We start from the raw sequence: 12,314 nt of genomic DNA on the forward strand, positions 1-12,314 counted from the left end.
CTATCAGGAGGTAACACATGAAAAAACTCATAGGAATATTCAAATCAGAAGAGCTTGCTCTTAATACCATCGAAAGTCTGAAAAATGCAGGATATGCACCAGAAGAAATTTCGGTGATCACAAAAGATGAAATAAAGTATGATGCTCTGAAAAACCGTATTGACGATGCAGTCATAGAAAACCCCGATGACAGCGGTCTTGCTGCAGGTGCAGCAACAGGTGGAGCAATCGGTGGATTCGGAGGACTGCTATTAGGCCTTGGCGCTCTAGCCATCCCTGGCGCTGGCCCCATCATTGCTGCTGGGCCAATTGTAGGAGCCATCACGGGTGCTCTTGCTGGTGGCGCTGTTGGAGGCGTTGCAGGTGCTCTCATGGATGCCGGTGTCTCTGAAGTTGAAGCAAAGGAATATGAGGACCATCTGAATGCTGGCGATATTCTTATTCTAGTAGACGAAGACGACAATAGACGAGAAGCAGTTTATGACAGCTACTACAGAAACGAAAGCCTGAACCGCGAAAAGTTTCAGCGTGAAGCAACTGGACCATATGATCCACAAGTCAAAGACCCTGTTTATCCTGAAAACAAAGATCACATCGTCCATGAACATACCCTAGATGTAGAGGAAAATAATCCCTATGAAGCTGAAAAACCCTATGAACTGGACAGAAACCTTCGTGATACCGACCAGTTCTAAGTTTATATAGAGTAAAAAGCTCAGGCACACTGAGCTTTTTCTTATTTCTTTTTGCTTTTTCTTTTCGGCTTCCAGCCGCCGGAGAGCTGAAGCCACAGAATCATAATCAGCATGATAGCAAATATCAGGAACGTGTCATTTGTAAAAACAAAATAGTAAAAAAGAACAACGGCAAGGAATAACAGCACGATCCCTAAAGTTCTCTGTTTCATTTTATAGTCCACCCTTTCCATATTCTTCTTTTTCCAAGGTTTTCAGATCCTCCTGAAACGCTTCGAAGTATGAGGCGCTGTATTCAACACTCCAGAAATCCATTGGGGTCCTCATATAAATAAGGTGTTCCTCAAAAGCATAAAAGGAATACACCATTTCATGTGTCTTCAGATAAAGAACCCTCACACCATCAATATCCTGTGAGGATATTGAACCCTTCTCAGTTTTTTGGATACCCTCCACCAGCTCTTTCTGAAAGCTTTCTCTTATATCTTCTGTTATTCCACGATAATACTCCACTGAGAATTCGTTATATCTATAATACTCATAAGACAAATAGGATGAATACAACTGTTTATTCAAAAGCAAACTGCTTCTTGTCCAGACATAAGGACTTCTTCCATCATTTTCCTCAGAATGCTGCGCATGATAATAATCCTCTGTGAGCTGCAGTACCTGCATTGGATAACCCTGCTGCTGCTCTACTGTATATGCACCATCCTTGCTCAAATCTCCCCAAAGTACCTGATAAAGAAAAATAAGCAGAAAGAGCATGATCAGAGCATCCCCAGCAAACCCAAGGACTTTTATCACAGAAGAAGTCTCTCCATTCTCCTTCCTTTCTTCAGAAGGCTTTACGAACTCTTTCAGTTTTAGATATGCTAGAATTTTAAATGAATTAGATAGTATAAATATCAACAGAATCACTATATGAAACCAGGTGAAGTTTATATAAAACCATAATAGAGGTTCCTCAAATCTGAAAGCATTGATCATATCGCTTAAAACGATTAGAAGCGATAACGGTAATTGAAGAAGCAGTGATTTCTTATCGCTTCTCAGCTTCTCTTGGAGTTTATGGGTGATATCCTCAGGCTGATGATTAAATTCACTTGTTTCCTTTTCCGCATAAAAGACATGAAAAAAATCCGGTAGTGTCCCTGCATACTGCCACCCCCGCTGTTTTCGTGTCTCTATAATTTCTTCAGGAGGTTTGCTGCGATCCTTAACCGTTGGTTCCAGATGATACTTGATGGACGATCCCCGTTCCACTTCCAGAAACACCGGGAAATTTGATTTCATCTTTTTTAGGATGTATCCGTCCTCAGCTTTCTCCTCCAGCCAGTTTTTAATATTTGCCATGTCATAGGATGCATAGGGCAGCCAGAATCTTTTAGTACTACTCATATCCCATCTCCTCTATATATCTTATTTTCTAAATATATTTCTATATTTCTATCATAATTCAAAAACAACAACAGGGTCAACAGGGGCATTAAAAAAGAGATGCGTTTTCACACATCTCCCTTCTTTAATCTTCCACTTCATAAATGGTGCCGCCACCTAGAACAAGATTGTCTTCATAGAACACAACTGCCTGTCCTTTGGTCATGGCTCTCTGCTTCTCCTCAAAGACTACTTTTACCCTGTTGCCTTCTAATGGATAGATGGTACAAACAGCAGGTTTCGCAGAATACCGGATCTTCGCGGTTGCTTTATATGGTTCTCTGATCTGTTCTGTAGAAACCCAATTCACCTGGTCTGCCACAAGGGTGCTCTTAAAGAGTGCCGACTCATCCGTCAGAACGATCTCATGACTATCCTTGTTGATAGAAGAGATGAATACCGGTCTCCCGATAGAGAGTCCCAAGCCTTTTCTCTGACCGATGGTATAATATGCGATTCCTTTATGCTGCCCAAGAACATTTCCATCAGGATCCACAAAATTTCCTGGAACCCTAAGTTCAGGTTTCTTTTCATAAATATATCGCCCATGATTATTGTCATCAATGAAGCAGATTTCCTGTGAGTCTTTTTTATTATGAACGCCAAGATCCATTTCTTTTGCGATCTCACGGATTCTGGTCTTGCGGTATTCACCGCAAGGCATCAGTGTTTTCCTCAGCTGCTCCTGAGTTAGATTATAGAGAGCATAAGTCTGATCTTTCGTGTCATCCTCCGCTTTCTCAATGACCATACGTCCATCTTTTTCATAGATCTTTGCATAATGTCCCGTCGCCACATAATCTGCACCTAAGGTTTCAGCTCTATGGAGAAGCTCATCAAACTTGATATATTTGTTGCAGGCGATACACGGATTAGGCGTTCGGCCATCAATGTATTCTTCCATGAAATAATCAATGACTTTCTCACGGAACACTTCTTTAAAATTCATCACATAGAAAGGAATTTCCAGTGTATCCGCTACCATTCTTGCATCGTCCACAGCAGAAAGGGAGCAGCATCCTCCTTCCCTTTCCTTAAATCCGTTGTCATCCTGCCAAACCTGCATGGTGACACCAATGACCTCATAACCCTGTTCTCTTAAAAGATATGCCGCAACAGCAGAATCTACTCCGCCTGACATACCAAGTACTACTCTTTTTTTCATTTCTTCACCTTTTTTCTTACTTTAACACACACGAACAAGGATCATCTCCGACTTAGCTTTCGGAGCCTCATCACCGTTTCACGGATTTTCTCCACCGCGTCTTGAATTTCATCTTCTGTATTGTATTTTGATACTGAAAGTCTCAGACTTCCATGAATATACTCCTGTGGCACATTGATTGCCTGAAGTACATGAGACGCATCAATGGCTCCTGATGTACAGGCACTGCCCGAGGATGCAAGGATTCCAGCCAAGTCCAGATTGAGAAGCAGACTCTCCCCATCCACACCTTTAAATGAAACATTCACATTATTGGGAAGTCTGCCGGATTTATCCGGACCATTCAGTTTTGTATCCTCAATGAGAAGAAGATCATCCAGAAGCAGATCCCGCAATTTCTTCAGTTTCTCGTTTTTCTCATCCATTTCGGCCACGAGAATTTCTAAAGCCTTCCCCATACCAACAATCCCTGCCACATTTTCCGTGCCTGAACGTCTTCCCCGTTCCTGATTGCCGCCATGAATCAGATTCTCAAAAACAATACCGCTTCGGGCATAGAGAAACCCTGTCCCTTTTGGTCCATGAAACTTATGAGCGGAAGCCGATAAAAAATCAATATGCATCTCTTCCACATCAATGTTCATAGCCCCAATGGCCTGTACAGCATCTGTATGGAAGATGATCCCCTTCTCTTTGCAGAGACAGCCGATTTCTTTTAAGGGCATCATGGTGCCTATCTCATTATTCGCTGCCATGATGCTTACAAGAATTGTTTCGCTCCCCATGGCATCCTTGAGGCTCAGTAAATCAATCGCACCTTCCTCATTGACATCAAGATATGTAACACGCGCACCCATCTTTTCCAGAAACTCTAGGGTATGGAGCGTTGCATGATGCTCTGATTTTACCGAAATAATATGATTTCCTTTATCTCTTTGTGAAAAAAAGACGCCTTTTAAAGCCCAGTTGATGGCTTCTGTACCACCAGATGTGAAATAGATGTCCTTCGGCTTTGCATGAATGATCTTAGCAGCAATATCCCTGGTTCTTTTCATGGCGGACTTGTTCTCTCTTGCGAAAGAGTACACTGAAGACGGATTTCCATAATGCTCTGAAAAGTATGGCGACATGGCACGGAAGACTTCCGTATCCATTTTCGTTGTTGCTGCATTGTCCAGATAGATTTGTCTACTGCTCATGAATGAAAATCCTTTCGTTGATTGGGGTTGCCTGCATGGACTTATAGTCGTTCAGCATGTCCTGAAGTGTGATGCCCGCCATGACAGAATTGATGGAATCTCTGATTTTTCTCCAGAGCACTCTTGTTGCACAAATATCCAGATAATCACACTCATCATTGGTGAGACACTCAGAAATCTCCACCGGTCCCTCCAGCACATCCATGATTTCCAGGATCGTGATGTCTTTAGGCAGTTTATTGAGGATATAGCCACCTTGAGCACCTCGTACACTCTTCACAAGTTTTGCTCTTCTTAAAGGCGCGAAAAGCTGCTCCAGATAATACTCAGAAATCCCCTGGCGTTCTGAGATGCTTTTAATTGATGTTGGCAATTCACCATAATGAACCGCTAGATCCATCATCGCTTTTACTCCGTATCTTCCTTTTGTTGAAAGTTTCAATGTTACACCTCCAAGGCTTATCATCCATAAATTGTATCAATTCCGACTAAAAGTGTCAACTTTTTAAAAGATCACTTTTCCTCCTTGATCTGCTTCCAATATACCCTTGTAGCTTCTTCGTATTTATTGGCTCCAGGCTCATAAAACTGCTTATGACGCAGTTCTTTTGGCAAATACTCCTGCTTCACATAGTTATTCTTAAATGCATGAGGATACTTGTATTTCTGCATTCTTCCCATGGCTTTGGCGCCTTCATAATGTCCATCCCTCAAATGAGCTGGAATTTCCAGGGAAGTTGCGGACTCCAGTGCTCGATTGGCAGCATCCACAGCAGTCACGACGGAATTGGACTTTGGTGAAGTAGCAAGGAGCACGACTGCTTGTGCCAGTGGAATCCGAGCCTCCGGAAGACCCAGCACAAGAGCTGCATCTGTACAGGCCTTCACAATGGCAATCGCCTGAGGATTCGCAAGGCCAATATCTTCTGCTGCAATGACAAGAAGTCTTCGGTTTACAGAAATCAGATCTCCACCTTTCAGAAGCATTGCAAGGTACAGCAGCGCTGCATTCTCATCACTGCCCCGAATAGATTTCTGAAATGCACTGAGAAGATCGTAATGCTCATCTCCGTCCAAATCAAAGTTGATCATCTTCCGCTGGAGAATTCTCTCGGCATCTTCTTCTGTTATCTGAAGCACTTTCTGATTCAACCGCTCTTTGGCCAGGAAAAGAAGTTCAAGATTATTCAGTCCTTTCCTCATGTCTCCACCTGAAAGGCTCGCTAGAGCTCTTAAAACACCTTCAGAGACCTCTATCGATTCCACCTTATGGTTTTCCTTGTAAAACGAAACCGCTCTCTCAAGACCTTCTATGATCTCCTGAAAGGATAGCGGTTTAAACTCCACTATAATAGACCTGCTCACAAGCGCTTTAAAAACTGCGAAATGAGGATTTTCTGTAGTCGAACCAATTAGAATCACTCTACCGCTTTCCATGTAATCCAGAAGAATCTGCTGATTTCTCCGGTTGAAAAGATGAATTTCATCAATATACAACAAAAGACCTTTTTGGCCCATAAACATATTCAGCTCTTCAAGAGCGTTTTTCACATCTTTCAGGGAATCCGTTGAAGCATTCAGCGCAATGAACTTCCTGTCTGTCAGATCAGCAAGGAGTCTTGCAACGGTCGTTTTTCCTATTCCAGGAGGACCGTAAAAAATCATATTCATCAACGTATTGCTCTTCACCATACTGGTCAGAAGTTTTCCTTCTCCAATCAGGTGACTCTGGCCCAATACTTCCCCTAAGGTTTTTGGTCTCAAAAGACTGGCTAAAGGTTCCATAAAAATACTCACCACCTCATCAGATTATACCATGTTTCTTTAATAATGGACTTCATCACCAGTGGAAAACAGTGCTATAATAAAGCAAGAAACCTTTGCAGTAAAGTATCATTCCTGCCATGAGGCAAGAACAAGAAAGAAAGGATGAATGACCATAGCTTCACTATGCGATCATTCTGTAAGGAGATCCACATGGATACCAAATTTTATGTAGCGCTGCTGGTAGGTCTATTGATCTATATCGGTGCTGTTTCAGGGTTATACCTGGTCTACAAACCTAATTTTGATCATCAGAAAAAAAAGAGAAAAGAAATGAAGGAAGCGCGTAGAAAAGCTCTTGAACTTGCTAAAGAGGCAAAGAAGTTTAAAGAAGAGCATCCGGAACCTGGAAGTGAAAGCACTATACCTCCAGATCAGCCCAAAGAGTAAAAACAGTCATCGTCCATTCTCTGGCGATGACTGTTTTTTTTTATGGATGATCAATTGGAGCCTTTCTTTTTAAAGCCGACTGGAGCCCTCTCAGAAAGCGCCCATTGGCAACATGCACCAAAGTTTCTCCCAGATGCTTCGTCATTTTATCCGGAGCCACAAGAGATAACCTTTTGATTGGAGTCTGCATAAACATCGCATGCATTACACGGTACGCATCCTCATTGTCACTGTTGACCCCTGAAGCCTTCCGTAGCACTCCTTCCAGTTTTCTTATGAGATACTTCATCTGAGGGACATCTTTCATCTCTTCCAGTGTATGGTTGACGGTAAAGGGCTTGCTAGGTCCTGTTACAGGAAGTTTTCTCCCAATAAGCATCTCAAACTGTTCAGGTTCTGGCACACCTCTCACATCTAAATAGAAGTCAGGTGCTTTGAAGGTATCTAAAACAGAACTTTTTAGTTCAAGCGAAGCACTTAATGGAAGTTCCTGAGAAGAGCTCCCGATATAAAGGATATACTCACCGCCATAAAGGACCTCTTCCTTCAGATTCAGGTCAAATTCCTTGAACTCATCTTCATGGAGAACCATCACGATTTCTTTCTCTTCCCCAGGTTCCAGTTTGATCTTGCAGAAGGCTTTCAGGGCTTTTTCAACCCTGTAGGATGGACTTCCTTTCCTCGCAAGATACAGCTGACAGACCTCTTTACCAGCCCTGTCCCCTGTATTCTTCACATAAAAACGCACTTCAACTGCCTTGTTTTCGTTAAAATCAATGCTAGACTGATTCATGGATAATCTGGAAAAACTGAATGTTGTATAGGACAAACCATATCCAAACGGAAACTGAACCCTCCTATTGGCTTTATCAAAGTACCGGTACCCTACATAAATACCTTCAAGATAAGGAGCATGGTAAGGGTCCTTCCCATAGTATGGTGAGGTGATGTGGTCTTCATACTGGAGAGGATATGTTTCAGGAAGCTTCCCTGAAGGGTTGTGGCGTCCCAATAAAAGATCAGTCACGGCTTCTCCTCCAGCTTGCCCTGGAAGATAGGCATGCAGTAAAGAAGAAATATCATCCAGCCAAGGCAATTCCACAGGGGAACCCCCAAAAAGAACTACCACCACATGGTCTGACTTCGCTGCAATGGATCGGATCAGTGCGTTCTGGTTTTCAGGCAGCCTCATATGCTTACGGTCAAATCCTTCTGACTCATAGGAGTCTGGCAATCCTGCTGCGATAATCACCACATCATCTTTCTCGAGTGTTTGGAGCAGTTCTTCCGTTTCATCAAGAATCTCATCTGATTCAAGGGAGTACCCTTCAAAAAACTCCATCTTGAGCGAATCTTTCTCGAGGCTTTCCAGAAGAGACGTGACCTTATAGGGATTGATATGGGAGCTTCCTGCTCCTTGATACCTTGGATACTTTGCAAGTGCACCCACCAGATAGATCGTTCTGTCCACATTTTCAGAAATAGGAAGGGTTTTTCTATCATTTTTAAGAAGAATCATAGACTCCATGGCGATTTTTTTTGCGAGGCCATGGTGTTTCTCAATATCAACAGAGGATTTTCCAACTGGACCAACAGACTCCAGCGCCTTTTGTCTTTCTTCCGATACAGTCGAAATGAGCTGAAGAATTCTGATGACAGCTTTATCAAGATACGCTTCTGGAAGCCTTCCGTCTTTGATGGCTTCTTCCACTTCCTCGTCAAAATATCCTGAACTTCCTGGCATTTCCAGATCAAGTCCTGCCATCATTGAAGAGATCTTATCATTCATTGCTCCCCAGTCCGTCATAAGAAGACCTTGAAACCCATATTTATTCCTCAGCACCTCTTCCATAAGCCACTTGTTCTCACTAGCATAAATGCCATCCACCAGGTTATAGGATCCCATTACTGTCATAGGCTTCGCAGTTTTCAGTGGAATCTCAAAGGCCTTCAGATAGATGTCAAACTTCGCTTTCTCATCGGTGATACTGTCAGACTTCATCCGGTTCTGTTCTTGACTGTTTAAAGCGAAGTGTTTAAGACTTGTCCCCACCCCCATAGACTGCACACCTTTGATCCACCCTGAGGCCATTTTTCCAGCAAGCAAAGGGTCCTCAGAAAAATACTCAAAATTTCTCCCACAAAGCGGATTCCTTTTTATATTCACGCCAGGACCAAGCACCACCTGCACATTCTGACAAAGCGCTTCAAATCCGATGGCCTGTCCCATTTCAAACAGAAGCTCTTCATCGAAGGAAGCTGCCGATAAACAGGCTGGGGGAAAACAAGTGGAAGGGTTGCTTTCATTGATGCCCAGGTGGTCCTGTCCCTCCTCCTGGTGCCTCAGTCCATGAGGACCATCACACACTGTAATCTTGGGAATGCCAAGCGCTTCAAACCCCTTCAGCCTCCACGTGTCAAATCCGCTGGTGATACTGATTTTTTCTTGTAAAGTCATTTTCTGCAGAAGATCATGGATTGTACTCATTTTATTCTCCTTTGCTGATTCTATAAAAGCTTTTTCAGATCTGTTATTGAAAGCTGCCCTGGTGCAGATTTTTCTCCCACATAGGCATAAGTGACCGCACTGGAAAAGTCTTTCCTGTTGTATCGGGTTTCCGACCCTAACTCTCCCATACCAATAAGAATATGAGGTACTCCAGATTCTTCTCTAAGCCTTGCTGATAGTTCTTTTAAGAGGTTCATATCCTCTTTTCCTACAACCATCACAGCAATCTTCGTAATATCTGCGCCTTCTTCCGTCATCTTCTGAGCCATTTGAATCAGCGTATTCTGATCTGGTGCTCCAATAAAATCATGATACGAAAGAATGAGTAGTTTTCTCCTTGACTTCAAGGACCTTATCAAAGGCTCGTAGGAGAACACCTTCTCATTATCTGTTAGTAGTGAAGACAGCTCAATATCCATGAGATCCAGCAGCCCCGTCTCAGAGGCGCTGAGCCGTAACCGATAAAGTTCTTCTTCTGTAAGACTCCATGCGCCCCCTTCACTCTCTTTTCTTAAGGTGAAAATCAGCGGGGTACGGGAGTGGCTGTTTCGAATCAACTTCAGCCCTACTTTAATGTTCTCTTCTGTGAGGTTTTCTTTTAGATAATCCGCTCGCCACTCAATGACAGCAGGCTCATTAATTGTCAGGTCATGAAGATCCTTCTTCAGACTTTGAATCGTTCCAGATGTCAACGTTGCACATATATGAAAACTTCCGTCTTCAAGCACGATGTTGCCGCACGATCTTCTCTTCATGGGTTTTCCACACTTCTTTGGGCAAAGTCATCCACATTATAAAGAGCATCAAAGATCAAGCCTTTTTCCCCTTTTCGGAATCTCATCAGTGAGCAGTTATAGACTTCCAGCGTAAAGAAATGCTCTTCTTCGTACTGAAAAATTTCCGAAAAAATAGTCTTCATGGTGCCGCCATGACACACTGCTAGTATCTTCTCACCGTCTTCATAAGAATCCATAAGCTCCGTAAGAAATGAGCGTACTCTAGTCTGGAACTCCAGATGGCTTTCTCCACCTCCGGGCTTATAATGAAGCCAGTCTTCATTCCACTCTTTAAAGAGATTCGGATACTCTTTATGGATGTGCCTGAACTCAAGTCCTTCCAAGTCTCCCAAATGTCTTTCGTCAAGACGGCTGTCCCTGAATGCATCTCCTACAGAAAAGCCCATACTCTCTAATGTTTCATGGGTTCTTTTCAAAGAGGAAACAATGATGCGGTCCGGATAATATCCCATGGAGTTCAAAATCTCTCCCGCTTTTTTCGCCTGAATTCTCCCTTTATCAGTGAGTCCATAATCACTGGAGCCATACATCAGTTCCAACAGATTCGCTTCAGTGAGTATCCTCTCTTCATCACCATCCAAGCTGTCGATGACGCTGCGTATCATATCCTGGTGAAACTCATCGTGCATTTTCTTTGCTTCGATTCCTTTTTCGGTCAGCTCCACAAGAACCACTCTTTTATCTTCCTCAGTCCTTTTTCGGATCACATAACCTTTCTTGATCAGCTTATCGATCCCCGTGGTCAGTGTTCCCATGGTAATATTCAGATCCTTTGCCACCTCTGACATGGTTCTAGGACGGTCATCTCCCACCGCATGGATGGTATGCATTTCAGTCATGGTCAAATCACTCCCATTATCTCGGAGAGACTTTTCCTCGATCTCAAGAATATCATGAAAAAGATCCACCAATAACTCATTTAAGACAATTTTGCTTTGTTTGATGAGAATCACCTTCTTCTTCCGGTATTTGCAAATTCTAGTCCGTTATCCGCTTCCTTCTCTTATAATAACAAATCTTTAGTCCAATATCATCCAATAGTTGCTGAGCTTCCTCAAAGTTTCTCCCGATATCTTCTGCCGAATGTGCATCAGAAGCCAAGGTGACAAAACGCCCGCCGCACTCATAATACCCTTTATAAACACTTCTGAAGGAGTCAAGGACATCTCCTGTCAATGGACGCTTCAGATTCATCTCCAAAGTTACGTCCTGTTGGACCATGGTTTGGAAGAGTACTTTGAACTCTTCTGGATAGTCCTCATACTTCAGCTCTTTATAGGGTGAATACCTTGTGGGATAATCAAAATGCGCAAAAGAGTTGATAAAGGAATTCTCCTCTATCATGTCTTTTGCATAAAGCAGATACTCCTTATAAAACGTGCGTTCTTCCACTGTTCTCAGATACTTTCGGGAAGAGAGATTGAACCCCTTCATGGTATGAAGAGACCCAATAATCATATCAAACTCGTAAGAGTCTGCAATCTTTTTGAGCTCTCCCGTATAGCGTTGATCCAGGCCCATTTCAATCCCCATGAGATAGCGGTCGCTTCTGTGTTTTTCATACGCTGAGAAATACTCATCCACATTAAAGTCAATGGGAAATCCGCCGACTTCCTCATAGTTCAGGTCTTTATGTTCAGTTGTAATAATGCCCAGATTTTTCTTTTCTGAAGCTTCCAGAAGTCTTTCAATTTTCTCATTGGAATCAAAAGAAAACTCTGTGTGCATATGTGTATCAAAAATCATTTATACTCATCCTTTGATTTATAGATCATCTTTTGTGTAGGAAGAAACAATTTCTCCATAGAATATCTCATGATAGTCCCCATCCATGTAGCTTGTGGTATCAACATCCCCACGAAGAAGCTTTGGATCCACCTTATGATTGTAGATAATTTTACACTCATAGAAGATATTTGCTTCCTTTACTACAGGAGTCTCCATTGTTTTTGCTTTGTACTGTGTAATGTTTGCGATGGACCATTTATCCGTATCTCTACCTGAAACTGTACCAACTGCATTCAGGGCTTTCTTCATTGTGGAAGTAGTAGGTATCGATACTGTAAACTCAGTGTTGTCCTGAAGCAAGGTATGATTATGTCTTGAGCTTCTTACAAGAATCGTGAAAACAGGACGACCCCATTCAAAACCTATGTTGCCCCAGCTGATGGTGCTCACATTGATTTCATCTCCCTTTTTTACTGTAAGGAACGCGCCTTGCCTATGCAGATACTTGATGCTCTTATCCAAATAACGGATGAATTCAACTGCCATAACTAAAAACCTCCAAATATA

General features: G+C 42.6%; 13 protein-coding genes. 2 read left to right on the forward strand and 11 right to left on the reverse strand.

The window, feature by feature from the left end; genetic code table 11:
* Positions 1–17 precede the first annotated feature (17 nt).
* On the forward strand, positions 18–695 hold the full coding sequence (locus BM243_RS02405) for a general stress protein (protein WP_074909856.1): 678 nt from the start codon (positions 18–20) through the stop codon (positions 693–695).
* A gap of 41 nt (positions 696–736) precedes the next feature.
* On the opposite strand, the gene BM243_RS15185 is transcribed toward BM243_RS02405, so the two are convergent.
* The 6 genes from BM243_RS15185 to BM243_RS02435 form a co-directional block, all read right to left on the reverse strand.
* Entirely contained in the window at positions 737–907 is a 171-nt protein-coding gene (locus BM243_RS15185) for a hypothetical protein (RefSeq protein ID WP_177213440.1), read from the reverse strand.
* A gap of 1 nt (position 908) precedes the next feature.
* Complete coding sequence (locus tag BM243_RS02415; RefSeq protein ID WP_074909861.1) at positions 909–2,096, reverse strand: DUF2812 domain-containing protein; 1,188 nt, start codon at positions 2,094–2,096, stop codon at positions 909–911.
* A gap of 124 nt (positions 2,097–2,220) precedes the next feature.
* Entirely contained in the window at positions 2,221–3,300 is a 1,080-nt protein-coding gene (gene mnmA / locus BM243_RS02420; protein ID WP_074909864.1) for a tRNA 2-thiouridine(34) synthase MnmA, read from the reverse strand.
* Positions 3,301–3,341: 41 nt separating this feature from the next.
* Positions 3,342–4,499, reverse strand: a complete 1,158-nt coding sequence (locus BM243_RS02425; RefSeq protein ID WP_074909867.1) for a cysteine desulfurase family protein — start codon at positions 4,497–4,499, stop codon at positions 3,342–3,344.
* A complete protein-coding gene (locus BM243_RS02430) occupies positions 4,489–4,941 on the reverse strand; it encodes an RrF2 family transcriptional regulator (RefSeq protein WP_074909869.1) in 453 nt (150 codons plus the stop codon). Before BM243_RS02430 ends, BM243_RS02425 begins: the two co-directional genes overlap by 11 nt.
* A 71-nt stretch (positions 4,942–5,012) precedes the next feature.
* Entirely contained in the window at positions 5,013–6,284 is a 1,272-nt protein-coding gene (locus BM243_RS02435) for a replication-associated recombination protein A (RefSeq protein WP_074909872.1), read from the reverse strand.
* A 192-nt stretch (positions 6,285–6,476) separates the two neighbouring features.
* Between BM243_RS02435 and BM243_RS02440 the strand changes: the two genes are divergently transcribed.
* On the forward strand, positions 6,477–6,713 hold the full coding sequence (locus BM243_RS02440) for a hypothetical protein (RefSeq protein WP_074909875.1): 237 nt from the start codon (positions 6,477–6,479) through the stop codon (positions 6,711–6,713).
* Between the two features lie 40 nt (positions 6,714–6,753).
* Here BM243_RS02440 and BM243_RS02445 read toward each other — a convergent pair whose 3' ends face one another.
* The 5 genes from BM243_RS02445 to BM243_RS02465 form a co-directional block, all read right to left on the reverse strand.
* Positions 6,754–9,201, reverse strand: coding sequence for a beta-glucosidase family protein (locus BM243_RS02445; protein WP_074909877.1), 2,448 nt, complete (start codon positions 9,199–9,201; stop codon positions 6,754–6,756).
* A gap of 20 nt (positions 9,202–9,221) precedes the next feature.
* A complete protein-coding gene (gene aroD, locus BM243_RS02450; protein WP_074909879.1) occupies positions 9,222–9,977 on the reverse strand; it encodes a type I 3-dehydroquinate dehydratase in 756 nt (251 codons plus the stop codon).
* Positions 9,974–10,858 (reverse strand): histidine phosphatase family protein, encoded by an 885-nt coding sequence (locus BM243_RS15370; RefSeq protein ID WP_347499537.1) that lies wholly within the window; start codon positions 10,856–10,858, stop codon positions 9,974–9,976. The genes aroD and BM243_RS15370 overlap by 4 nt, the downstream gene beginning before the upstream one ends.
* Before the next feature lie 139 nt (positions 10,859–10,997).
* A complete protein-coding gene (locus BM243_RS02460) occupies positions 10,998–11,765 on the reverse strand; it encodes a PHP domain-containing protein (RefSeq protein ID WP_074909884.1) in 768 nt (255 codons plus the stop codon).
* Between the two features lie 18 nt (positions 11,766–11,783).
* Positions 11,784–12,293, reverse strand: coding sequence for a flavin reductase family protein (locus BM243_RS02465; RefSeq protein ID WP_031572655.1), 510 nt, complete (start codon positions 12,291–12,293; stop codon positions 11,784–11,786).
* Between the last annotated feature and the right edge of the window lie 21 nt (positions 12,294–12,314).

The organism is Proteiniclasticum ruminis (genome assembly GCF_900115135.1).
GTDB lineage: Bacteria > Bacillota > Clostridia > Clostridiales > Clostridiaceae > Proteiniclasticum > Proteiniclasticum ruminis_A.

Bases quoted from the DNA above. Each gene is read 5' to 3' on its own strand.
- BM243_RS15370 (WP_347499537.1), bottom strand. From the start codon at position 10,858: ATGACTGAAATGCATACCATCCATGCGGTGGGAGATGACCGTCCTAGA.
- BM243_RS02435 (WP_074909872.1), bottom strand. From the start codon at position 6,284: ATGGAACCTTTAGCCAGTCTTTTGAGACCAAAAACCTTAGGGGAAGTA.
- BM243_RS02460 (WP_074909884.1), bottom strand. From the start codon at position 11,765: ATGATTTTTGATACACATATGCACACAGAGTTTTCTTTTGATTCCAAT.
- mnmA (WP_074909864.1), bottom strand. From the start codon at position 3,300: ATGAAAAAAAGAGTAGTACTTGGTATGTCAGGCGGAGTAGATTCTGCT.
- BM243_RS02465 (WP_031572655.1), bottom strand. From the start codon at position 12,293: ATGGCAGTTGAATTCATCCGTTATTTGGATAAGAGCATCAAGTATCTG.
- BM243_RS02445 (WP_074909877.1), bottom strand. From the start codon at position 9,201: ATGAGTACAATCCATGATCTTCTGCAGAAAATGACTTTACAAGAAAAA.
- BM243_RS02425 (WP_074909867.1), bottom strand. From the start codon at position 4,499: ATGAGCAGTAGACAAATCTATCTGGACAATGCAGCAACAACGAAAATG.
- aroD (WP_074909879.1), bottom strand. From the start codon at position 9,977: ATGAAGAGAAGATCGTGCGGCAACATCGTGCTTGAAGACGGAAGTTTT.
- BM243_RS02405 (WP_074909856.1), top strand. From the start codon at position 18: ATGAAAAAACTCATAGGAATATTCAAATCAGAAGAGCTTGCTCTTAAT.
- BM243_RS02440 (WP_074909875.1), top strand. From the start codon at position 6,477: ATGGATACCAAATTTTATGTAGCGCTGCTGGTAGGTCTATTGATCTAT.
- BM243_RS02415 (WP_074909861.1), bottom strand. From the start codon at position 2,096: ATGAGTAGTACTAAAAGATTCTGGCTGCCCTATGCATCCTATGACATG.
- BM243_RS15185 (WP_177213440.1), bottom strand. From the start codon at position 907: ATGAAACAGAGAACTTTAGGGATCGTGCTGTTATTCCTTGCCGTTGTT.